Below are 24109 nucleotides of genomic sequence, written 5' to 3' on the forward strand. Positions count from 1 at the left end.
CCCTCAAGAATTTGGTCGATGTGATCTGTGGCAACTCAACGATGCGCGGCGAGCGGCACCACATTGTTGGGCTGTTTGGCGCTGGACGCCAGGAAGCGCTTGATGTTGCGCGCCGCCTGCCGGATCCGGTGCTCGTTCTCGACCAGCGCGATGCGCACATGATCGTCGCCATGCTCGCCGAAGCCGACGCCCGGCGCCACCGCCACGTCGGCGTGCTCGATCAGAAGCTTGGAGAATTCGAGCGAGCCGAGATGCTTGAACGGCTCCGGGATCGGCGCCCAGGCGAACATCGACGCCGCCGGCGCCGGGACGACCCAGCCGGCGCGGCTGAAGGCGTCGACCATGACGTCGCGGCGCTTGTGGTAGATGTCGCGCACTTCCGCGATATCGGCGCCGTCGCCGTTGAGCGCGTGCGCGGCAGCCACCTGGATCGGCGTGAAGGCGCCGTAGTCGAGATAGGATTTCACCCGCGTCAGCGCCGAGATCAGCCGCTCGTTGCCGACGGCAAAACCCATGCGCCAGCCGGGCATCGAAAAGGTCTTCGACATCGAGGTGAACTCGACCGCCACGTCGATCGCGCCCGGCACCTGCAGCACCGAGGGCGGCGGATTGCCGTCGAAATAGATTTCCGAATAGGCAAGGTCAGACAGGATGATGATGTCGTTCTTCTTGGCGAAGGCCACCACCTCCTTGTAGAAATCGAGCGAGGCGACCTGCGCCGTCGGGTTCGACGGATAATTGAGGATCAACGCCAGCGGCTTCGGGATCGAATGGCGGATGCCGCGCTCCAGCGCCGGAATGAAGCCGTCGTCCGGTTCCACCTGCAACGAGCGGATGACGCCGCCAGACATGATGAAGCCGAAAGCGTGGATCGGATAGGTCGGATTTGGGCACAGGATCACGTCGCCGGGCGCGGTGATCGCCTGCGCCATATTGGCGAAGCCCTCCTTCGAGCCCAGCGTCGCCACCACTTGCGTGTCCGGGTCGAGTTTCACGCCGAAACGGCGGGCATAGTAATTGGCCTGGGCGCGGCGCAGGCCCGGAATGCCGCGCGACGATGAATAGCGGTGCGTGCGCGGGTCGCGCACGACCTCGCACAATTTGTCGACGATGGCCTTGGGCGTCGGCAGGTCCGGATTGCCCATGCCAAGGTCGATGATGTCGGCGCCGCGCGAGCGGGCACTGGCCTTCAGCCGGTTGACCTGCTCGAAGACGTAGGGCGGAAGCCGGCGGACCTTGTGAAATTCTTCCATGTCGTTTCCAGTGGTGGGTTCAATTCCAGACGGTCAAAGTGGTTTTTGGCAAAGGTGCCCGTCGGTGGTGCTTGTCGGTCGCGCGATATAATCCTATTTGCAGGTAGGGTCGAGGGCGGGATCGCATTTGGCTTCGATCTGCTTCAGCGCATCGGCGCCATGCTGCTTCGCCAATGTGTTCAGCGCCGCCGGGTTCGCGACCTTGACCGCGCCGCCCTTTGAGCCCTGCGCCTGTGCCTCCGCCTTCAACTGGGCGAGCTTGGCGTTCTTTTCCGCCTCGGTGAATTGCTCCGCCGCCGCCTGCGGCGAGATATTCAGGTTCGGATAGGTGCCGGTGTTCTTCGGCCCGTCGGTAGCCGCGACAGGCGTGGCGCCCTCGATGTTGGTGCTCGAACAGCCGGCGATCGCCAAAAAGACGACCGCCGCGCCCATGTGGCAAAAACGACCAGTGCCAGAAAAAACAGTCTTGCCAGTACCAGTCGTCATATTGTTTCCCGGGCAGCCAAGATAGAGCGCGTTGGACCCTGTTGGATGTGCCATGATACTATGTCAAGAAAACGCTTCGGGAGGAACCCCGCGAACCATGTCCAAAACACCCGATTCGGGCAAAGCGGAAGATGACCGGCCTTCGACCGTCGAGCAATATCTGGTCAAGGATCCGGAGCGCTTCGCCTTGAACATGGCGCGCATGATCGAGCAGGCCGGCAAGGCGGCTTCCGCATGGGCCGAGCCGCGCGAGAAAGGCGACGTGCGCGATCATGTCGCCGAGCCGGTCGTCGATATGGTGAAAACCTTCTCCAAGCTCAGCGAATACTGGCTTTCCGATCCGCAGCGCGCGCTGGAGGCGCAAACGCGGCTGTTTTCCGGCTACATGACCGTCTGGGCCAACTCCATCCAGCGCCTCAGCGACGGCGGCGAAGACGCCGAAGGCGCGTTCAAGCCCGAGCCCGGCGACAAGCGTTTCCAGGACCCGGAATGGGGCCGCAATGCCTTTTTCGATTTCCTCAAACAGGCCTATCTCGTCACCTCGCGCTGGGCGAACGACCTGGTCGAGCACGCCGATGGCCTGGACGAGCACACCCGCCACAAGGCTGGTTTTTACGTCAAGCAGGTGTCCAACGCCATCTCGCCGTCGAATTTCATCCTGACCAACCCGGAACTGTTTCGCGAGACCATCGCTTCGAATGGCGAAAACCTGGTGCGCGGCATGAAGATGCTGGCCGAGGACATCGCCGCCGGCAAGGGCGACCTGAAACTGAGGCAGGCCGACTATTCGTCCTTCGAGATCGGCAAGAACCTGGCCACGACACCCGGCAAGGTGGTGGGCCGCAGCGACGTCGCCGAGATCCTGCAATATGATCCGGCGACCGAGACCGTGCTCAAGCGGCCGCTGCTGATCTGCCCGCCATGGATCAACAAATTCTACATTCTCGATCTCAACCCGCAAAAATCCTTCATCCGCTGGGCGGTCGAGCAGGGCCACACCGTCTTCGTCATCTCCTGGATCAACCCGGACGAGCGGCACGGCACCAAGAGCTGGGAGGCCTATATCAGAGAGGGCCTGCAATACGGCCTGGACACGATCGAAAAGGCCACCGGCGAACAGGACGTCAACGCCGTCGGCTATTGCGTCGGCGGCACGTTGCTGGCAGCCGCCCTGGCGCTTTTGGCGCAGGAGGGCGACCACCGCATCAAATCGGCCACCTTCTTCACCACGCAGGTCGATTTCACCCATGCCGGCGACCTGAAAGTGTTCGTCGACGAGGAGCAGGTCGCGGCCGTCGAAAAGGCGATGAACGAGAAAGGCTATCTCGACGGCACCAAGATGGCGACCGCCTTCAACATGCTGCGCTCGGGCGACCTGATCTGGCCCTATGTCGTCAACAACTACATGCGCGGCAAGGATCCCCTGCCCTTCGACCTGCTCTACTGGAACGCCGATTCGACCCGCATGGCCGCAGCCAACCACTCCTTCTACCTGCGCAATTGCTATCTCGAGAACAGACTTTCGCAAGGCGAGATGGAACTGGCGGGCCACGTCGTATCGCTGAAGGATGTCACCATCCCGGTCTACAACCTCGCCTCCAAGGAAGACCATATCGCGCCGGCGCTTTCGGTGTTCCTCGGTTCGAAATATTTCGGGGGCGAGGTCGACTACGTCCTGGCCGGCTCCGGCCACATCGCCGGCGTCGTCAATCCGCCGGCGGCGCAGAAATATCACTTCTGGACCGGCGGCAAGCCAACCGGCGACTTCAACGAGTGGCTCGCCAAGGCCACCAACCATCCCGGCTCCTGGTGGTCGCACTGGCAACGCTGGATCGAGGCCAGGGACGACACCCGCGTGCCGGCCCGCAAACCCGGCAAGCACATGAAAACCCTGGGCGATGCGCCGGGCACCTATGTCAAGGTGCGTGTGTAACCTTCTGTAATGTGTGGTGAGTTGACGCGCCGGTAAAAGAGGGCGAAATGGTGTCGTCAACCCTTAAGCACTCCCGATTCTTCTCTAGCCGTCGAATTACTCTGGGGCTTGCGGATTTGACACAGGTCTCGTTTCCGTTCGGGGACAAGGGTTTATTGCGGCGAGACGTTTCGGTGCCGCCAATGAAGTACCGACCGGACATCGAGGGGGAATTTTGTTTTGAAATCAGCAGGATCGCGCCTCGCGAAGGGAGAAAGCCGCGCCATTGCGGCCGCGCTTTTCTCCGTGCTCCTGGCGTCCTGCACCTCGGCCGGCGACCCGTCGCTGTCCGTCGGCATGCCTGGCTACAATGCCTCCGCTACGGACACGGCCGCCGGCACCCAACAGGTCACCACCGATTCATCGTCGCAGATGACGACTTCGCAAATGACGATGACCGCCAAGGGCGACGCAAGCCTTCCCGAGCAGGTCGCTTCTGTGCCGGCGGCCAAGCCAGGGGCGCAGGCCCTCCAGGGAGGCGCCAAATCGGATGCCGGCTTCCCCGTCGCGGCTACAGCGGGCGCAGAGACGGCTGCGGGCCAAACGCCGCAGCCACAGGCGGCGCAGACGGTTGAACAGGCCGACGCTGCTGCGCAGAAGACTGAAACCGCCGATGCCGGCACGGCCACGCCGAAGTCGCCGAAATCAAAGGCCGAGGCCGCCGCGCCGGCGATGAACAACCCGGTCTATGTGACCGCCGCAGAGCCACAGGCCTATGCGCCGAGGAAAAAGGGGTTTTTCGCCTCTTTGTTCAGCGCCACGCCCGCCTCGGCAGCCCCGCAGGCCAACAACAGGTCGGGCGAGCAACCGTCGGCGGCGCAGCCCAAGGCCGCGCAGCCCAAGGCGGTGGCAAAACCCGCCATCACCCTGGCCTCGGCCAAACCGGCTGAAAAGCCGGTGCAACTGGCTTCGCTCGGCGATACCAGCCGTTTCACCGAGGACGCGCTGCCTGGCGTGCGCAAGACCGCGCTTTTCGAGATCAAGCGCAAATCCGGCCTCGACGACGACAGCGACGTCGACCTGAACGAGGATGACGCCTATCAGGTGGCATACGCTCCCGGACTTGCCCGGCTGGCGCCCAACGGTCTTTTGAAGCAGACCGAGAATGTCGACGTTGCCTGCCTGAAACCTTCGCTGGTCCGCGTGCTGAAGACGATCGAGGGCCACTACGGCAAGAAGATGATCGTCACCTCCGGCTATCGTGACCCGGCCCGCAACCGCCGCGCCAACGGCGCCAAGAATTCGCTGCACATGTATTGCGCCGCCGCCGATATCCAGGTTCCAGGCGTCTCGAAAGCGCAATTGGCAAGCTACATCCGCAGCATGCCAGGGCGCGGCGGGGTCGGCACCTACTGCCATACCGAATCCGTCCACATCGACGTCGGTCCCGAGCGCGACTGGAACTGGCGCTGCCGTCGGCGGCGGTAAAGGCTGGTTCTCCTCTCGTCCATGCAACGCCCGCAGTGCTGTCTCAGCACGGCACGCGATGCTGCGTCGAACCGGGGAAATCGCCGAAAATGCGCGGTTTTGCGGTCACCGAAAAAAGTTGTCGCAGGTAGCGGCAGACGGGTTGCCGGTTTGGTGCAACGCAACTATAAGCGCTCACATCTGAGCGCGCCCATCGTCTAGCGGTCAGGACACCGCCCTTTCACGGCGGTAACAGGGGTTCGATTCCCCTTGGGCGTACCAGATAAAGTCAAGCTGGCTGCTTCCCCCATCCTGCCACGTCGAATCCAGGTCGAACAACTGTCAGTGAACGCTGGCGGACTTTCCCGCTATTTCCATTCAAACCTGTCGGTCGGCTCAAGGCTGGATTGAAACGTTTGGCGAAGCGCCGCCAGAGCCGCCGTGTTCCCATTCAGGTAGGCATCGAAGAACGCCACTGCTCCATCTTGGACGACGCGCGTGTAGCGGGTCTCCTCCTCGGGGCCGTGGGCGTGTGGTCCGTGCTTCAGGCCGGAAAACGCATTGTGGCCAGCACCGTCGAGAACGAGCAGATATTGATGAGGGATGGTCAGCGCTGCGTAAGGGAGGGTCCGCTGTATCGGATCGAATTCCTTGTTGCCGGGCACCGCATTGCCATCTTTTGTGCCGGTGATGTGAAAGAGCGGGATATCGATATCGCGGTAAAGGGCGGCCAAGTCGCCGCCCTGGATGGGTATGTTCGGGCTCATGACCAGGCCAGCGCGAATTGTTGGCTCCTTGAACGACCACTGCCCGCCCGGGCCCATTCTCTGCCCTGCTGCAACCATCGTCGAGACGCCTCCATAAGAATGTCCGGCCATGCCGATGCGTGTCAAATTTAGGCGGCCGGCGAGCCGCCCCTCGCCGTTCATGCGTGCAAGCTCGCGCAGGGCAAAGGGCACGTCCTGAAATCGCGCGCGCGCCGCATTGGCGTCCCACATGGCTTCACGAAGAATGCGGTAGACTTCCGCAAGAGAGTTTGCGTGTTGCCAGATCGAACTGTCCGTCCCGGTATGCTGCAGTTGCACCGCCACGTAACCGCTTTCCGCCAGGCGCCGCCCGAGGTAAGGCATCGCCTCGCGCGATCCGCCAATGCCATGCGACACAAGGATCACCGGGTAAGCGCCAGAGAGGGGAGCCGGGGCATAAAGCCGGTATGGCACCGAACGGCTGCGCGATTCGTCGCGAAAGGCGCCATCAATGATAGTATATCCCGAAGGTGAATCGTCCACGCTTTCGTTCATCCGCCAGTCTCACAAGAGTGTATGCTCGAGAGCCTCTATTGTTCGCCCGGTTCCTTGACCCGCTGGGCCGAAAGCATTAAGGCAATTTCAGGTGGAATCCACATCCAAGACAATCTATTACCCGCTAGGTCCGTGCTATGGTGGTGTTTGAAACAAGCGCTCACTATTACCGCTTCTTTGCCAACGAGTCTCGTCGTGGCGGCTCTCCCCTCTATGAAAAGCTGTCGCTTGGGATGGCGGACAACGTCGCGCTGCAGCGCCTGGCGGCAGGGCGCAGGAAGGGTCAGCCGGCGGCGAACCTTGTCTTCGGCGCGGTACAGTATCTCCTGCTCGGCGGCGTCGACCATCCGCTCAAGGATTATTATCCGAGTCTGGGCGGAACGCGGCCGGCCGACGATCGCGCATTCGAACTTTTCGCCGCTTTTTGCGGTGCCCACGAAGCCGAACTCGTCGACATCATCTCGAAGCGCGCCACCAACACCAACGAGGCTGGCCGCAGCGCGCTGCTGCTGCCCGCATTCGATCTGGTTGCGCGCGAAGCCGCCGCTCCGCTTGGCCTCGTCGAGATCGGATCCAGCGCCGGCCTGAACCTGAACTTTGACAGCTATGGATATCGGTATACGGACGGGACAGGCGCTCCGAAGCTGGAGCGGTGGACCGATGCGGATTTCGTCCTTTCCTGCATCCTTGAAGGGCCTGGCGTGCCTGTTTTGGGGATGTTCCCGCCCCCCGTTTCATCGAGGATCGGCCTCGAACTTTATCCGACCGATGTTCGGGATGAAAATGAACGCCGGTGGCTCAAGGCGCTTGTCTGGCCCGAGCGCATTGACCGGCTTACAAAACTGGATGGCGCCTTGAAGGTCGCCGCCGCGCATCCGCCCCGGATCAAAGGCGGCGACGCCGTGCTGAACCTGGCCTCTGCGCTGGCGGAGATTCCGCCTTACCAAGCCCGGTGCGTGTATCACACGATAATGGGCTATCAGCTTTCCGGCGAACAACACCGACGCATAAACGATATCCTGTTGGAGGCGAGCAAGACGGCGCCGGTCTGGCGCGTCACCGTGGAAGGCGAGGTCGCACACCCCAACCCCACTGAGACGTTCAATCCTCTCAAGGTCAGCAGATACTTCAATGGCGAGCGCAGGGTCAAAACGCTCGCGATCTGCGATCCGCATGGGCTGTCGATGGAGTGGAAAGGTTAGCAGGTCGACGGTTTATCCGGCCATTCCTGTCCTTGACCAGATGCAAACGCGATGCGCTTTACTCTAAGGTGTCCACATCATCGGCGATGGACAAACGATCGCGCGGCAGGGGCACACGCAACTGGTTGCGATTGGACAAGGCCTTGGTAAAGTCCGGTTTGAGCGTCAGCGCCTCGTCAAAGCTGGCGAGTGCCTCATCAATGCGCCCCAACGCCCGCAACGTCACCCCCCGATTGTTCATTGCCTGCACGAAATCGGGTTTCACCCCGATGGCTTTCTCGTAGCACGCGAGAGCCTCGTCATACCGTTTCAGGCCGCGCAAGGCATGCCCCCTGTTGTTGTACGCAGCTGCGGCTTTCGGATTGATCTCAGTGGCGCGAGCGAGGTAGGTGTCCGCTGCCTGATACCGACCGGCCTGAAGACATAGAACGCCCAACAGATAATTAGCGTCGTAATGCCGGGGATTTGCTGTCAGTACCTGCAGATAAATCCTCTGGGCATCCAAAAATTGCTTGCTCCGATGGCATTGCAGCGCACGCGCAAATTGCTCCTCGATACGCCTAGCCGCCACAAGCTCGTCCAGAAGCCGGCGCGCCTCCAGATTGCTCGGTTCAGTTTCGAGCACCTGCCTGCAACCGCGCTCGGCCAGATGGAACTTCCCCTCCTGACGCAGCTTTCGCACCGACGAAATCACCGAGGGAAGGCTTCTTCGATCCAGCCTGTTTCCGCGGCTGTTGGTGGAGTCGATCCGGACACCCTCTACAAGCCGCTCCTTCGATCCGAAACTGTACTTGTAAGAAAAATCTCCAGTGCCAAGGTCGTAGGTCCTGAGGCCGTTTTGAATTGCCCAACGGATGCTGTAGGCGTGAAGCACCAAGCCCGGTGGAGGCTTCCGAATTGCGAGATTGCGGCTGACAAGGAAACAGACGAGTGAACCCTTTGACCTGTCGATAAACGTAATGTGTACTCCTAATGGAGTATCGCCTTTCCACAATACGGGCGCGAACAGCACACCCGTTTTGTGGCACTCAAGTAACATATGGCGGCAGTTGGCAATAACACCCTGAGCATAGACGCGGCTTTTGGCCTCCCACTGCGCAAGCCAAAGTTGATAGAAAACCTCCAGGTCGCTTTGGATTGTCTCGAAGTCCGCCAAACTTATCCGGTATTCTCCGCTATTTTCGACCTGACGAAGAAAATGGCGGACATCACGACGGGTTTTCGGGCCAAGGTTGCCATCCAGGAATTCGTCCCAATCGGCTGGCAAATCGACATACATATAGATGTCATGATTTATGTTTTCGCCTGTTCGGGTTGTATGGCGACGTCGTTCAATCTTTTCTTTCACAAAATCATTGTCGGAAAAGCTTCCAAGCAGCATTTGACGGCGCCTGGCCGATATCGAAATGTCGTCGCAGTGTAACGTTGCCCAATTCAGCGCCTGCAGGCGATCGGCGAACGACGAAATGACTTGCTCTTCGAATTCGGGAACGCAGATGAAGCCCGTATAGGTGGCGAAATACGAGCCGGCCATCCTTATGCTGCTATAAAACCCCGTCTGCTCATCAAGCCCGGTGACGAGTTGCAAAGGGAAGAAGGCGACATACTCGTTCGACCCGGGAGATCGCGCAGCCAAAATCACCCAATTTGGGCGTCGCAGCCAATTCGACATCCATGGCCACGACAGGAAGAAGTTCGCCTCCGGATCGGAGTCATATACCCGGTCCCAATTCTCTCTCAGCGGCTGCAACGCTTCGAATTTGTCGACCATATCGATTTGCATGCGCTGACCATCACTGAAGTGCCCTATCGAGCGTTGCGGCTATCTTTGCCGCTTTCTCTGACGCCTGAGACTGTGCGTCAAAACATGTCCCACCAGTTCTTCATACTTGATCCCATGCAGGGCGGCCGAACGATAGACCGCCGAGGCCGGCGCCATGTTGCAGGCGATGTTCACTTCGATGAAAACGGTCCGCCGCGTGTCGGGATCATAACGGAAGTCGAAGCGGGCATAATCGAATGGCGACATCTCGGCCACCATTCGTGCGGTTGCCTCCGAAACCTCTTCAGCTCCCGGTCCGTCGTAAGGAGCGGACTTGTAGGAACTGTTGAGCCCTCGCTTTGCTTCATTGGTCAGAACATTGTCGCCAGGGCGGCCGCGCTCCTCGAAGACCGCCAATGAACCCGGGGGGAAGCCCTCGACAATTGGAACCGTCAGATTGAGGCCCGGCACAAACTCTTCTGCAATGAATTCACGGCCGCCGTGACGCGGATCCGAGATGGTTGTCAGCGCATCCCGCCAATCCGCTTCGTTCTCGACCTTTACAATTGCGTCGGAAGCGATACCCCCTCGCGGCTTGACAATCCACGAACCGGGCAGGCTGAACTTGTCATTGCTGACCTCACCGGGCTGCATGATCCTGTGCTTGGCGACATCGAGCCCCAGCGAAGCAGCCAGTTGCTTGGCCAATACCTTGTCTTCCGAGACCGCCCGACTTGACGCCGATGCGCCGAGACACGGGACGCCACGATAGGCCGCGATTGCCGGCGCCAGGAGCTCGTGACCATCGAATATCGCATGCGAATGAATGGCATAGAGGAAATCAAAGTCGAAAGGCCCGAACAGCACCTCGTGCTCGCTCGCCGGCGTGACCCTGAAACCCAGCCCGCGCAGCGTTTCGAGCATGATGGCATGGTAGACGACGTGGTAGCCGTACTTGGCCCTGCGCTCCGGGCTGGAGTCGAGGGCATGACGCGCCAAAAACAGCACATGGGTTTGCGCCAGCTCTTCCGGCGATGGGGTCAACAGGTATTCCAACGTCGGCATTTATGAGCCTGATGTGTTCAAAACGCTTTTCCATGCTTGCATCATGGCTTGAGCCGGTCAAGCAGAACCATGGGCAATATTTTGGGTGGCGTTGAAGGTCGAAATGGTACAGATCCAGACTGGGTTGCTGGCCGCACTGCCCGGGTGAAGAAACGCAGGAGCAGTTCGGGGCTCCCGGCTGTCCTTTGACGGGAGTCAAAGCCCCAGCTCGAATGTAGAAGCCTGCTTGCTTCCGAGAAAATTCCCCAAGGCCTGGATAGCGTCTATCGTATGCTGGGCATTGTCTATGCGAGCCCACCTATTTTTCTCTGCATTGGTCCTGATGGCTCCTCGGTACGCATAAAAAGGAAGAGAAGATTCATCCAGTTTTTCTCTATACTGCAAAGATGCGATGTTTTTCAACGAGAGCATAATAGCGTCAAGGTATCGCCCTGCCCTCACCTCATCCCCTGTCCGCTGCGCCATCTCGAATGCATAAGCCAGCCCCTCGGTATAAACTCCGTCCGAGGACGCGTGCGGAAGGCCGTACTGAGGGGTTTCTGGATTGAAGAATCGTCCAATCCTGTACGACCGGTCCTGAAGTTCAAGCAATTTGTCGTTCAGAGTAAACACCGCCTCGGCGAATTTATCGGCTTTCGTCAACTCATATAGATGCCGATAAGCGATGGTGTGCCAAGGCACGTATGCCGGGTAATAATTATCTGCGATATTGCGGACATATTCATCTAAATAGAATTCTGCACTGCGCGCCGCTTCGTCAAAATAACGGGTTAATCCAGTTCGGAAATAATATTCCAGCAAAGCTACCAGTGCTTCCCCTGAGTAAAATGTTAAGAGATATTTTGCGTCGAAGGAATAATTCGGCTCCTTTAGCCAAGGGCGAAAAGACCCGTCTGCATTCTGGAGCGCAAGGATGCCCTCCGCGGCTGCCCTAGCCTTTGACTGGAACTGTCCAAAATGAGGGCTTGCCGCGAATGTGCGAAGCAGCATCGCATTCGCCCCGAGTTTTGACTTGCCATCATATTCAATATAACCAATGCCACGCTCTTCCCTATACCATGTATTCATGATGAACGATAAATTGCGGCGATGAACAGGGCGAAGCGAGAGATTTCCTACGCTCATTTCCGCCAACGTGCGCGATGACATAAGCTGTCTCAGTTCATTGTTTTTTTCGGATTTCTCGCCCGTATACGGATTGATACTGTAGGTAAACAGGCCCTTTTTTCCAATATTACGGATTGTCCAGGCTTCCGCCAAGTCTCGGATCCTTGCCATCTCCTCCGGCAGCGACACGTCCGTCCGTCGTTCGGGAGACCGTTCGGCGCGATGAAAGCTCGTCTTCGGCATGAGGCGTTTGGAGGTTTGAACCCGGTGGGCGGACATGGTTTCGCCGAGATTGATCGAGATTTGGGCTGCTCTTCAACCGTCGACTGTAATGGCAGGGTCTATGCGGTGGCAACGGCCTCGGCTGTAGGGCCGGGCTCCAAATGAGCGTAGAGAGCCGTGAAGATCCTGGTTTGTCGCTGCAATTGAAGGGCCGGTCTGCGACGAAGCCCGGCGCGGAGGAGTGAAGATAGCTTCGCGGCCGATAGTCACCCTCGCGCCGGCCCTCCAGTTCAGTATCCTAAACGGAAGGTGAGCGCCTTTAGACGCTCACCTTCGCGATTATCGAGCGAACATCTGGTGGGGTCGTTAGCCGCCGCTGCCGCCGCCACCGCCGCTGCCGCCGCTACCACCGCCGCCGCCGCCGCCGCCACTGCCGCCACTGCCGCCGCTGCCGCCACTGCCGCCACTGCCGCCGCTGCCGCCGCCGCCGCCATTGCCGCCGTCGCCGTCACCATCGCCGTCGCCGTCACCGTCGCCATCGCCGTCGCCGTCACCATCGCCGTCACCATCGCCGTCGCCGCCATTGCCGCCGCCGCCGCCATTGCCGCCGTCACCATCGCCGCCATCGTTCAAGGCGGCGGTGATAAGGGCCGTGGTAACCGGCGGGCACATGTCGATTTGCGCGGCGGAAAGAATGCTGGTGCGGTTGGCTGCAATACAGCAAAGCGCGAAATTGGCTTCAGTGAGAGGTTGGCACTGTGCAGCCGCAAGCCGAGGACGTTGACTCTGCTGTGCGGTGGCCGGTGTGATCATTGCCACCGTGAAGGCAGCGGATGAAAGGAGCAGTATTCTTAGAATCGTGCTTGAGACGTCAGGGTACAGGTGCATTTTCTTCCTCCTTGAGGGAAAAAAAGGCGCTCCCGTCCCCTTGGTTGCGCGAAAGGGTCAATATTACCGACCATCGGTAACACTTTGTTAAGTATGGCAAACAATTTGTTCCTGCGCAATCGCGATTCTCAGGATTGATTTACCAATCCCCATAAGGATTATGGCGACCCACCAAAAGGGGACACTCAGTGATTCGTTCAGCGGCGCTTCTCGCGGCGGCTATTTTGTTGGCCGGCTGCAGCAATCAAACAACCGGAACAGCAACGAAGATGGCCACGCAAGGCTACGCCTTTGCACCGGCCGCCTTCTACAAATTCTGCGCCAGCGATCCGGCGCTCTGCAGCACCCGCGGCAAGGTCAAAGCGGTCGAACTCACGCCGAGGCTGGAAGCGGAACTTGCGAGCGTGAACAAGTCGGTCAATCGCCGCATCAAGGAGAGAGGCGACAGAGACTCCGCAGGCCGAGCCGACGTCTGGGGCTTGCCGACCGGCGAAGGCGATTGCGAGGATTTCGCCATCCTCAAGAAAGCTGAGTTGTTGAAACGCGGGTGGCCCGCATCCGCCATGTTGCTGACCGTTGCGACGCTTGGCGGCGCAGGTCATACGGTCCTGACGGTGCGGACGAACCAGGGCGATCTGGTGCTGGACAACAGGACGGGCGCGATCAGGAATTGGTCACGGACCTCGTACCGTTATTTCGCTCGGCAGTCCCAGTCCGAAAACGGCAAGTGGACGCGGATAAGAACCTGACACCCGTGCCTTGATCGCCCGGCGCCGATTTCACTCGCCGATTCCCCGGGGCGCAAACCAGATCTATCTTCGATCTGGCGTCCTCAGCCCGGCGGTTGGGAGCTACCGTCACCGGCTCTGCGCGATAATGCGTACAGGCAGAGGTCACGGCGGCCTGATCGTGGCCCACGTCAACCTCGATGCGCGGCATCACAGGGCAAGCAATTCAATGCGGAAAGGAATTGCTTTCGACGACCCGCCAAATATCCTTGTTGATTGCGCTGATCGCCTGGATGGAGGCGCTGATCCGCTTCATCTCGGAATCGTCGAGCTCCTCGATCTTCCCATATTTGATTGCATCCTTGCTGTCGAAGATGCGCATTAGTTGCGTGCTCGCGTGCGTTCCCGTTTCGTCGAACGAATAGATGCAGTGGCTGTATTTGTTGCGCAGCTTTCCCTGCCGGGTAAGCTGGCTGGCAATCTCCAGGACCTGGCGTCGGCATTCAACCGGTGTTCCCGCCATCTTCGCCAACCGCTCGACCAGCTCGATCCGTGCACGCGTGGTGTTCAGCGTCAGGAAAATGACGATCGCAGTCTCCTTGTCTACTTTCGCCAGACCCGCAATCAGGTAAATCAGCAAGCTTTCCGTGTTGGTCCATGTGTAGTTCAATTGACCAACAAGCAGTAAAATCTCCTGGAAGCGTGGCATCGACCTGCTCACGTGAGAGTTGAGATCACCGGGCGATCCGCACCGGGGACCATTCCGGCGGCCGCAACCCGTCTGGCATGAAAAAGGGCTGCGGCTTCAGTCCTGTTGTGGGCGCCCAGCTTGTTGATGATGTTGTGCATGTGAATTTTGACGGTGTGTTCGGAAAGGCGAAGTGCGGCCGCTATGGTTTTGTTCTGCAGTCCCTGCGACGCCATCTCCAGGATCTGACTCTCCCGACATGTCAGCTGGCCTGACTCCTCGAGTGCGGCTTGCCGTTTGATGGCGGGCTTCGCTTCCTTCGCGTCGCCATGCGGGATGCCGTTGTTCAGGTACGGCTGGAACATGGCCAAGGGAAAATACTCGCCTCCGCGCAGCATGAGCCTGATCACGGAAAGCCACACATCCAGCTTCAGGTTCATGGGAAGCACGCCGCGCACCACTCGCGACGCAAAGACTTCATCGGGGGAAAGTGGCCTCCTGCCGTCGTCCTGCATCACAGCGGTCATGGCTGCCGGGTGGAAGCGGGCCAGCTGGGCGGAACAGGAATCGATCTCGCTCAGAAACACCGCATCGATCAGAATAAGGGAAACCGAAGGATCGAACGCAGCCCAAGTGGCGGACAGGTCGCGAACGCGCTCAGCCCCGATCCACGGAAATTCCCTTTCGACGGCATGCACCAGGCTATCGGAGATCGTGTCGTCAGGGGCGATGAACAGCAAGGTTCGTCGGGCCCAGGATTCTCTATCGGCTGTATCAGCTCGACCTCGTCCGCTCGCCTCCACCCCATCCACCCCATTCATGGCCCACCTGTCTACTAACACTCACAAAAGGCCGGGAACCCCTAACCCGGACGACACACGTTAACGACTTCCTAACTCAAAAATAGGCGGAAAAATATAGTCCTGACGAGCTAGGCAATTGCTGGGGCAACCCGTGCTGGCAGCGGCGCGGCGCGTAACTGTCCGCGATTCACGATTGCTGCCGACCTAGTCACCGTCCAGGATTTAACCCTTCATGGCGAGCAGTTCGTCCCAAACGGGCTAGCTCCAACTATCAGCTTACAATTTACGGCTGACGGTCACAGACTTCCAATGTTCCGAATTGGGAGCTTGGGGAACATCCAGAGAGTCACGAGAGCAGCGAGCGACCGCACCGTTGGGCGGCGCAGGCGGAAACTCGTGCGCAACCTGGCTGCCTCGCTCCCCCGTCAAAGGGAGGTGACGCCGTACAAACAGACGATGACCGGATCTCCGGCCTTAGTCCCCTAGGCGCAGGCGATCCAAAACCAACCACATGAAAACTTAACGGCCGCGAGCAGCCCAAGACCACGTCAGAATGAATGTGGTTCGGTTGTCGCGGCCCCTAACCGAGGGAACGACAATGACTACTCGCACCAACAATAACACCGGTTGGCAGTTCATCGGCGACGTCGCCGATGCCGAAGCCGATGCAAAATCCGACGCTGACTCCAAGAGCGACGCCAGCGCCGACGCCAAGAGCGACGCCTACGCCGACGCCAAATCCGATGCCGATGCAAAATCCGACGCTGACTCCAAGAGCGACGCTGACTCCACCGGTGTCGGCGTTGGCGTAGGCGTGGGTATCGGAGCTGGCATCGGCATTGGCGACGCTGACGCTACGGCCAATTCGACCAGTAACAACAACAACAACAATAGCAATTCGAGCAGCAACAACAACAGCAACAATAGCAACAACAACAACAACAACTCCAACTCCAACACCAACCACACCGACGTTAAAGCCAGTGTTAGCGCCCACGCGTCGTCGGACGGAAAGTCGGACGACGATTTCGCTGACCTCGACCACGTGGCTGTCGGCCTCGGCGGCGTCATGATGTTCAGCCGCGACGGCGACATCAGCTTCGATCCGGGCGATGACGTCAGCTTCTCGGACGTCCTGAACGGTGCGTTTGCCGGTGCCGGCAATGGCCACAGCGCCACCATCATCAACCAGACCGGCGACATGAAGGACAACGACTATCTCGGCAGCGCGACGGTCAAGAATGATGGCTACTTCGGCAACAAGGGCGACGCCAAGGGTGGCTACGCCAAGTCCGAGGAAGGCATTGATGCCGGCGGCGACGGCGGCCATGCCGGCGATTCGGTCGCTTTGGGCGGCTTCGGCGCCAAGGGCGGCGATGCCGATAGCGGCGACGCCAAGGGCGGCGACGCCAAGGGCGGCGGCGTGGCCGTAAGCGTGCCGATTGTCGTCGGCTCCGCGGACGCCAAGTCCGACGGCGGCAACGCCAATGGCGGCGACGCCGTGCCGATCGCGGTTAGCGGCGACGCCAAGGGCGGCGACGCGACCGGCATAGCAGTCGGCGCAGGCCTCGGCGGTGACGGCAAGGGCGGCTACGGCGACAGCGGCGAAGCCGATGGCGGCGACAGCGGCGACGCCAAGGGCGGCGACGGCGGCGACGGCGTCGGGCTCGGCCTGGGCCTCGGCCTGGGCGTTGGCGTCGGCGGCGACTCCAAGGCCGAAGGCGGCGATGCCGACGCCAAGGGCGGCGACGCTGGTGCGCTTGGCTTTGCCGACGCCAAGGGCGGCGACGGCGGCAACGGCGGCAATGGCGGACGCGGCGGCGACTCGACCGCGGTACCTGTCGCCCTGGCGCTGATGGACGATGCCGAAGCTGGCAGCGACAGCGATGCCTGGTCGTCTAAGGATGACAACGTCGCCGTAGCTATCCCGATCGCCGCGAATGGCGACACCGATGCCGGTAACACCGGCGGCGGTGGCGGCGGTGGCGGCGGTGGCGGCGGCGGCGGCGCGAATGCCGGCAATTTCGCCGATGTCGATGGCGGCGCTGCAACCTCGACTGGCGGCGGCGCAAACTCGACCGGCGGCGCTGGCTCTGGCACTGGCACTGGCACTGGTTCTGGCTCTGGCGTCGGCGGCGCCGGCGGCAGTGGAACCAGCGGCGCGGGTGGGGCTGGCACGAGCGGCGACGCAACCGGCGGAGCCGGCAGCGGCGGCGCCGGCAGCGGCCTGGCCAGCAACGTCAACACCGGTGGCGCAGCCACCAGCGGTGCGGCCACGAACGGCGACGCGACTGGCGGCGATGCGACTGGCGGCGCTTCGACGGCGACCGGTGGAACGGGCGCGGTTGCTCTCAGCGGCGCTTGGGCTGACGGAGCGGACGGTGGCTATGCCTGGAGCGGCGACGCCACGGGCGGCGCTGGCGGCAACGGCGGCGCAGCGACTGCGACCGGCGGCGCGGCTGGCGCTGGCGGCGACGGCGGCAGCTGGGGGTCGAATATCGGCCACGACCAGCACATTGAAGCCATAAGCCAGGCCAACGCCAATGGCACCATCGACATGAACGGCTTCAACCAGCAGATCGTGATGGGCGCCAACCTGCAAGGCCACTCGGTCGACATGACTGTAGTGGGCGGCAACCTCACCAGCTCGCTGGTAGGCGAAGACGACGCGGCATAACTGGCATGGCAGGTCTCGCAACGGCGGGACCTGCAAAAAGGGACTGCGCGGGGGAAAACCCTGCGCAGTCCTTTGAACCAGAGAAGAGAAGCGCGACCCGGCAAGGGCGCGGATGATCTCGAAAACCGGAGGAAACTTCCGTGTATATGGACAAGATCACCGAGGCGATCAGCCACTTTGTGGGACTCTTTGAAATCACGCTGGAGCAAGCCCGTCTCAGGAAAGCCTATGACGAATTCAAGGCGGCCCAGGCGGTCGAGGAAGAAACGCCGGAGCTTGCCAGTCAAACGGTCAACGTCGACGCAGGATACACTTTGAAGGATTTCGTTCCCTCCATCGAGTATTCGCCAGTTCCACCAAAACTTGTCCTGTCGACACCCTGGTCGGATTTCCAATTCGTTCCTCCAGACATCCCTGCAATCCCGCAGCCGGACGTCGCCTATCCAGGTTTCCTGCTTCCCCAGGAAGCGTACCCGATGGGGAGTGCGCCTTCACGCCTGATCCTGCCCCATATCGAGCCCCCTGGCTCGGTGGCGGTCCTTATCAATCAGGAGGTTCGGCTCTCCGACAACGACTATACAGGCGCTGGCGGACATGGCCTGAAATTCTCTCCCGCAGCAGCGGACCATGCTGCCGAAATGGCGACCTTGCTGGGCGCGGCGGCGGATCTGTCGCCGATCGACGATCTGGAAATGCCGGGTTCGTCCGAGGAGATAGTGGCTGTCATCAAGACAGCCGGCGAACGGCTCAACGGCTATCCGGAGGAAACGGATGGCGAAGCCGATGTTTTCGTCGTCAAGGCAGACGTCATCGAAGGCACTTACGTCAATGGGCAGTCCGTGGACGAAGCGCCCAAGCTCGACGATCACCTCCCGGAGAAGCACCGTCGAGCCGAGGAGGAGGAGGAAGAGGAAGAAGAGCCCGAGCAACCCTCCTACACGCCTGGGTCCGGAAGCATCGACATCGATGTTTCGGTCGAGCTGGAAGCCGGCGGCAATCTCCTCGTCAACAGCGTGGCGATGGCCAACAATTGGCTGCAGTCGCCGGTTTGCGCGGTGATGGGCGACCATGTCGAGCTCAACGCGATCATTCAGATCAACGTCTCGTGCGACAGCGACCTCGTCAGTTCCTCCGTCAACGGTTGGGGCCTGAACGCCACCGATCCGACCCAAGGCTTCAATATCGCGATGTTCAAGCGCATCGATCCGTCGGCGGAAGCTGCGGCGTCGCAGGCCAAGCAGGGTGACTTCCCCAAGCACTGGGTTGTCACCGAGGTCGAAGGCGACCTGCTCATCATGAACTGGATCCAGCAATACACCTTCATGATGGACAATGACGTTTCCGTCCTGTCGTCATCGGGAGTCAAGACGCTGGTGACAGCCGGCGCCAACACGGCGGCCAACGACATTTCGCTGGACGAACTGGGCTTCAATTACGACCTGATCGTCGTCGGCGGAAACATTTATGACGCCAACATCATCCATCAGTTGAACGTGCTCCTGGACAACGACCTGATCGGCGCGGTCGATGGTTTCCAGACAACCGGCGAAGGCGCGGCCTCCACCAGCGACAATCTGCTTTGGAACCAGGCCAACATCGTCAATTACGGCGCCGGCGATCGCTTCGAGGCGATGTCTGAAGCTTATCGCAAGGCGTGTGAAAGCCTGCAAAACGGCAAAGCTGACCTTTCCGACATACTGAACGATGGCGCATTCGCGGGCATCGGGGCGATTCGCGTGCTCTACATCTCCGGCGACATCCTCAATCTGCAATACATCAAACAGACCACCATTCTTGGCGACAGCGATCAGGTAGCATTGGCCATGAATGCGCTGGCGCATCCGGAGGCGGACTGGACAATTTCAACGGGAACCAACTCGCTGGTCAATTATGCCTACATTGCCGACGTGGATTCCACCGGCAAGACCTATGTCGGCGGCGGCATCTATTCGGACGAGATCCTCATCCAGGCGGAGCTGATTTCCACCGGCCCCGATCTTGGCGGCCAGAATCCCGACGTGCTGGTGAATGAAGCGGTCGCTTTCCTCGATGACGACATGCTGGCGCCGGAAGCCTCTCAAAACGTGGCGTATCCCTCGCTCGTGCCTGAGACCTATTCCGATCCGATGCAAAGCGTTCTCGCGTGATTTTCGAACCGGGGTGGCAGCAATGACCGAAGATCGCGATCAAACCGGGCGCGCTTTCGCCCAGGAACCAGAATGGGATCGGCCGGATGACGGCGGCGAAGCAGTCGGGCGAAGCGCCGCCGAGCCGATCGCACAGACTTGGTTTCGTCACAGCAGGGCGGTCGATCGTTCGGTGGAAAAACTGGACGATGTCGTTGCCGAATTGTGGCGCATAGTGGACGCCCGGCCAACCGAAACGCCAACATCGCTTCGCGACGCGACGCCAGCCAAGGTCACCGAACAGGCCAAGGGCACCGAACAAGCGCGCCCTTCCACCGCGCCTTTACCTGGTGCTAGAAGCGCTCAGCAACGCGAGGTGCAACCACCCTCCCCGCAAGCAAAAGCGCCTTCGGCTCCGCCGTCGGCCACGCCCATTGCTCCAGCCGCAGACAGCATAAGAGGCCCCGACCCCATCCGGCCACCGAGCCCTGGGATCTCCGAGCCGGCTCAGCGTGCCGTATCACCAAAGGAAGAGCCGGCGCGCAAGCCCGAGCCGGAAATGCTGGAACGCAAGACGCCGAACGCACCGAAGGACGCACCTGGCAATCAGGACCAGCCGAGCGCGCGAGTAGGCGAGCCGCCCACGCAGGAGATCCGGCCACCGAGCCCTCGGATTTCCGAACCGGCCCAGCGCGCCGCATTACCAAAGGAAGAGCCGGCGCGCAGGCCCGAGCCGGAAATATTGGAACGCAAGACGCCGAACGCACCGAAGGACGCGCCCGGCAAGCAGGACCAGCCGAGCGCGCGAGGAGGCGAGCCGCCCACGCAGGAGATGCGGCCACCGAGCCCTCGGATTTCCGAGCCGGCCCAGCGCGACGTATCACCAAAGGAAGAGCCGGCGCGCAAGCCCGAGGAGGAAATGCTGGAACGGAAGATGCCGAACGCGCCGAAGGACGCGCCCGGCAAGCAGGACCAGCCGAGCGCGCGAGTAGGGCCGTCCACGCAGGAGATCCGGCCACCAGGCCCTCGGATCTCCGAGCCGGCCCAGCGCGCCGTACCGCCAAAGGAAGAACCGGCGCGCAAGCCGGAGCCGGAAATATTGGAACGCAAGACGCCCAACGCTCCGAAGGACGCGCCCGGCAAGCAGCACGAGCCGAGCGCGCGAGTAGAGCCGCCCACGCAGGAGATGAAGAACAAGCCGGTTCTGCCCGGCGTGACAATCGAGGGCGACCGCGGTCCCTTGCTTGCCCGGGAAGTGCCTGGCGGCGGCGGCCCGACCGGAACCGGCAAGGGGGGCGGCGGTGGCGGCGGCAATGGCGGCGGCGGCGGCGCATTCCACAAGCGTCTCGGCCCGGTCGATCTCTCGGCAAGCCTCACGGCCGGCCTTCGCGCGGTCAAGAAGAACCTCATCGCAGTGATGATCTTCACGATCGCGACCAACGTGCTGGTGCTGGCGATACCTGTCTACCTCTTCCAGATTTCGGATCGCGTGCTGACGAGCCGCTCGGTCGACACCCTGGTGATGCTGACGATCGTGATCGTCGGCGCAGTCATCCTGCAGTCGATTTTTGACGCCATCCGGCGCTTCATCCTCATGCGCACAGCGGTCGAGGTCGCCGCCCAACTGGGCGGACCAATCCTCAGCGCAGCCGCCAGGGCTTCACTGCACAGCAATGGGCGCGAATATCAGACGCTGGGGGATCTTCAGCAGCTGCGCACGTTTCTGGTGTCCGCCACGTTGCTGTCTCTTCTCGATGCGCCGATGGCCCCGTTGTTCATGCTGGCGATATTCCTGATCCACCCCGACCTCGGCTTCATCGTCGTGGCGACGGCGCTGCTGCTGCTGGCCATCACGCTCGCCAACCAGCGCGCAACCGCCAAGCCGTTCGGCGAGGCCAACACAAGCCAAACCAAAGCCAACCTCCACGTCGATTCGATGTCGCGCAACTCGCAGATCATCAACGCGCTCGCGATGATCCCGGAAGCCGTGTGGATCTGGGGCAAGGATACCGGCAACTCGCTCAGATGGCAGGTCATAGCCCAGGACCGAAACATAGCCTTTGCTTCTCTTTCCAAGGGCGTCCGGCTGCTGACTCAGGTCATAATGCTCGGCTGGGGCGCCTATCTGGCCATCGAAGGCTCGGTCACCGGCGGCATGGTCATCGCCGCGTCAATCATTGCCGGTCGCGCACTTGGCCCGATCGAGGGTGCGATTGAAGGGTGGAACCAGGTTGTGCAGTCACGCGCCGCCTTTGGCCGCATCAGTGCGCTGCTGAAGGAATCCCCGCTGAACTTCGAACGCCTGAAGCTGCCGCGTCCGGAAGGGCGCCTCGATGTCGAGCGGCTGCTGTTCGTGCCGCAAGGAACCAAACGTGTCGTGCTCAATGGCATCGGCTTTGGGCTGGAGGCCGGAGACTCGCTGGCGATCATCGGCAATTCGGGCGCCGGTAAAACGACCCTGGGCAAAATGCTCGTCGGCTCGATCCTTCCAACTTCGGGAAGCGTGCGGCTCGACCTGATGGACCTGCGGAACTGGGATCAGCGGCAATTTGGTGAAAGCATCGGCTACCTTCCCCAGGACGTGCAGCTTTTCCCGGGGTCGATCAAGGCGAACATCGCCAGAATGCGCGAAGACGTCGACGATGGCGCAATTTACGAAGCCGCCAAGCTGGCCGACGTGCACGAACTGATCGCCTCGCTCCCGCATGGCTACGAAACCTTTGTCGCCGCCGATGGCGCGCCGCTTTCTGGCGGGCAGAAGCAGCGTATCGCTCTGGCGCGCGCCTTTTTCGGCAGCCCGAAACTGGTGGTCCTCGACGAGCCGAATTCGAACCTCGACACCGCTGGCGAGTTGGCTTTGTCGCGCGCTCTACAGCAAGCCAAAGAGCAAAAGATCACGATGGTGACGATCACGCAGCGGCCTGCTTTGCTGCAGACCGTGGATAAGATCCTGGTGCTCGTCAACGGCACCGTGGCTCTTTTCGGGCTGCGTCAGGACGTGCTCCAGGCTTTGGCGGCGCGCGGCATGAGCCTCGATGGCGGCCATTTTGCCAATATTCAGGTCAAATGAGAGAGAGAGCGGCCGTGAAGGAAATAGCCAAGATCGAAGACGCTCAATGGTATGGCGCCGTTCCGCGTTCCATTTGGAAGCAGACGACCGCCGGATTGCTGCTGATGGCCGTCACCTTCGGCGGATTTGGCACCTGGGCATTCACGGCACCGCTCGCAGCCGCGATCGTCGCGCAAGGAAGCTTCGTGGCCACTGGGCAGAACAAGATCATCCAGCACCTCGAAGGGGGTATCATCAAGCAGCTTCTGGTTAGCGAAGGCGACCATGTCGTAACCAATCAGCCTTTGGTGCTGCTCGACGAAACGGCCGCGCGGGCAAAGGAACGGCAGTTGTTCTTCCGCCAGGCGCGCCTTGAAGCGATCGTGGCGCGCTTGACCGCCGAGGTGCACGGGGCGGAGACTATAGAGTTCCCGGCCACAATAACCGAAAATCGCGACGACCCGGAAATTGCTTCGATCGTGCATAGCCAGCGTCTCAACTTCGAGGGCTCGCGCACCAAAATGAGCAGCGAGATCCGATTGCTCGACCAGAACATCGGCGCCCTGAAGTTCCGGGCGGGCGGTTATGAGCAGTTGCTGAAAGCGGTCACGATACAGCTCGGTCTGCTACGCGAGGAGTATACCGGCAAGAAGACCCTGCTCGACCAAGGATTGATCCGCGCGACCGAGATCAAGGCGATTCAGCGCGCCATAGCAGATGCCGAAGGGCAGATGGGGCGGCTCTCAGCCGAGATATCCGAGACCGGCGCCCAGGTCGTCAAGCACGAACAGGAGATGCGGCAGACAGAAAACGCCTACCGCCAGGCGGCGCTCGACGAGCTCGAGGGCGTTGAAACCGAACTGGACAGCATCCGTGAACAGTCCCGCGAGGCGCAAAACGTGCTGCGCCGAGCGACGATCAATGCGCCGGTTTCGGGCACTGTCGTGCGGTTATTCTACCACACGTCCGGCGGCGTGATCGAGAGCGGCAAGAGCATCATGGAGATCTTGCCGGCGAATGTGCCGCTTATCATAGAAGCGCAGGTGCCTCGCACCGAGATCGACAATGTCAAGGTCGGACAAAAGGCGACGGTACGGCTGGTCGCGCTCAACGCGCGCACGACGCCGGTTCTGAACGGCGAAGTCTACTACGTCTCTGCCGACTCGCTCCCCGACGCTTCCGGTCCGACCGCAAAGGAGGTCTATTTGGCGCGCGTCAACCTGCCAGTCAGCGAACTGGCTCGCGTGCCTGGATTTGTTCCGACGCCAGGCATGCCCGCTGAAATTCTCATCCAGACGGCGGAGCGGACCTTTTTCAGCTACCTGTCCAAGCCGATCAAAGACAGCATGGCTAGGGCATTTAATGAGCGCTGA

17 protein-coding genes and 1 tRNA gene are annotated in these 24109 nt (G+C 60.9%); 9 read left to right on the forward strand and 9 right to left on the reverse strand.

Features of this window, described 5'->3' with window-relative positions; genetic code table 11:
* Positions 1 to 35: 35 nt before the first annotated feature.
* The gene (locus tag AC0L18_RS01530; RefSeq protein WP_077383891.1) at positions 36 to 1253 is read right to left on the reverse strand and encodes an LL-diaminopimelate aminotransferase; all 1218 of its coding nucleotides are present in this window, start codon (positions 1251 to 1253) and stop codon (positions 36 to 38) included.
* 93 nt (positions 1254 to 1346) lie between these two features.
* Positions 1347 to 1739 (reverse strand): hypothetical protein, encoded by a 393-nt coding sequence (locus tag AC0L18_RS01535; protein ID WP_473490335.1) that lies wholly within the window; start codon positions 1737 to 1739, stop codon positions 1347 to 1349.
* Positions 1740 to 1836: 97 nt separating this feature from the next.
* Between AC0L18_RS01535 and phaC the strand changes: the two genes are divergently transcribed.
* The 3 genes from phaC to AC0L18_RS01550 all read left to right on the forward strand — a co-directional run bounded on the left by phaC (position 1837) and on the right by AC0L18_RS01550 (position 5400).
* The gene (gene phaC, locus AC0L18_RS01540; protein ID WP_473490336.1) at positions 1837 to 3672 is read left to right on the forward strand and encodes a class I poly(R)-hydroxyalkanoic acid synthase; all 1836 of its coding nucleotides are present in this window, start codon (positions 1837 to 1839) and stop codon (positions 3670 to 3672) included.
* Between the two features lie 336 nt (positions 3673 to 4008).
* On the forward strand, positions 4009 to 5139 hold the full coding sequence (locus AC0L18_RS01545; protein ID WP_473490440.1) for a YcbK family protein: 1131 nt from the start codon (positions 4009 to 4011) through the stop codon (positions 5137 to 5139).
* A gap of 186 nt (positions 5140 to 5325) precedes the next feature.
* A tRNA-Glu gene (locus AC0L18_RS01550) sits at positions 5326 to 5400 on the forward strand.
* A gap of 86 nt (positions 5401 to 5486) precedes the next feature.
* Here AC0L18_RS01550 and AC0L18_RS01555 read toward each other — a convergent pair.
* The gene (locus AC0L18_RS01555; protein WP_473490337.1) at positions 5487 to 6419 is read right to left on the reverse strand and encodes an alpha/beta hydrolase family protein; all 933 of its coding nucleotides are present in this window, start codon (positions 6417 to 6419) and stop codon (positions 5487 to 5489) included.
* Between the two features lie 137 nt (positions 6420 to 6556).
* Here AC0L18_RS01555 and AC0L18_RS01560 point away from each other — a divergent pair, with 137 nt between their 5' ends.
* Complete coding sequence (locus AC0L18_RS01560; protein ID WP_473490338.1) at positions 6557 to 7621, forward strand: DUF2332 domain-containing protein; 1065 nt, start codon at positions 6557 to 6559, stop codon at positions 7619 to 7621.
* Between the two features lie 58 nt (positions 7622 to 7679).
* On the opposite strand, the gene AC0L18_RS01565 is transcribed toward AC0L18_RS01560, so the two are convergent.
* From AC0L18_RS01565 to AC0L18_RS01580, 4 genes are all read right to left on the reverse strand, one after another.
* Positions 7680 to 9404: a GNAT family N-acetyltransferase gene (locus AC0L18_RS01565; RefSeq protein WP_473490339.1), complete on the reverse strand. Its 1725-nt coding sequence runs from the start codon at positions 9402 to 9404 to the stop codon at positions 7680 to 7682.
* 39 nt (positions 9405 to 9443) lie between these two features.
* A complete protein-coding gene (locus AC0L18_RS01570) occupies positions 9444 to 10448 on the reverse strand; it encodes a D-alanine--D-alanine ligase family protein (protein WP_473490340.1) in 1005 nt (334 codons plus the stop codon).
* Positions 10449 to 10643: 195 nt separating this feature from the next.
* The gene (locus AC0L18_RS01575) at positions 10644 to 11708 is read right to left on the reverse strand and encodes a glycoside hydrolase family 88 protein (protein WP_473490341.1); all 1065 of its coding nucleotides are present in this window, start codon (positions 11706 to 11708) and stop codon (positions 10644 to 10646) included.
* 359 nt (positions 11709 to 12067) lie between these two features.
* The gene (locus AC0L18_RS01580) at positions 12068 to 12394 is read right to left on the reverse strand and encodes a hypothetical protein (protein ID WP_473490342.1); all 327 of its coding nucleotides are present in this window, start codon (positions 12392 to 12394) and stop codon (positions 12068 to 12070) included.
* A gap of 492 nt (positions 12395 to 12886) precedes the next feature.
* On the opposite strand from AC0L18_RS01580, the gene AC0L18_RS01585 reads away from it, so the two are divergent.
* Positions 12887 to 13414: a transglutaminase-like cysteine peptidase gene (locus AC0L18_RS01585; protein ID WP_236389063.1), complete on the forward strand. Its 528-nt coding sequence runs from the start codon at positions 12887 to 12889 to the stop codon at positions 13412 to 13414.
* Positions 13415 to 13619: 205 nt separating this feature from the next.
* Here AC0L18_RS01585 and AC0L18_RS01590 read toward each other — a convergent pair whose 3' ends face one another.
* Entirely contained in the window at positions 13620 to 14102 is a 483-nt protein-coding gene (locus AC0L18_RS01590) for a hypothetical protein (protein ID WP_027156248.1), read from the reverse strand.
* 8 nt (positions 14103 to 14110) lie between these two features.
* A complete protein-coding gene (locus AC0L18_RS01595) occupies positions 14111 to 14821 on the reverse strand; it encodes a helix-turn-helix transcriptional regulator (RefSeq protein WP_473490343.1) in 711 nt (236 codons plus the stop codon).
* 661 nt (positions 14822 to 15482) lie between these two features.
* Here AC0L18_RS01595 and AC0L18_RS01600 point away from each other — a divergent pair.
* The 4 genes from AC0L18_RS01600 (at position 15483) to AC0L18_RS01615 (ending at position 24109) form a co-directional block, all read left to right on the forward strand.
* Positions 15483 to 17561, forward strand: a complete 2079-nt coding sequence (locus AC0L18_RS01600; RefSeq protein WP_473490344.1) for a hypothetical protein — start codon at positions 15483 to 15485, stop codon at positions 17559 to 17561.
* Positions 17562 to 17707: 146 nt separating this feature from the next.
* On the forward strand, positions 17708 to 19708 hold the full coding sequence (locus AC0L18_RS01605; protein WP_473490441.1) for a type I secretion protein: 2001 nt from the start codon (positions 17708 to 17710) through the stop codon (positions 19706 to 19708).
* An 898-nt stretch (positions 19709 to 20606) separates the two neighbouring features.
* Positions 20607 to 22757, forward strand: a complete 2151-nt coding sequence (locus AC0L18_RS01610; protein ID WP_473490442.1) for a type I secretion system permease/ATPase — start codon at positions 20607 to 20609, stop codon at positions 22755 to 22757.
* A 14-nt stretch (positions 22758 to 22771) separates the two neighbouring features.
* A complete protein-coding gene (locus AC0L18_RS01615) occupies positions 22772 to 24109 on the forward strand; it encodes an HlyD family type I secretion periplasmic adaptor subunit (protein WP_473490345.1) in 1338 nt (445 codons plus the stop codon).

It is taken from the genome of Mesorhizobium sp. WSM4819 (assembly GCF_055811215.1).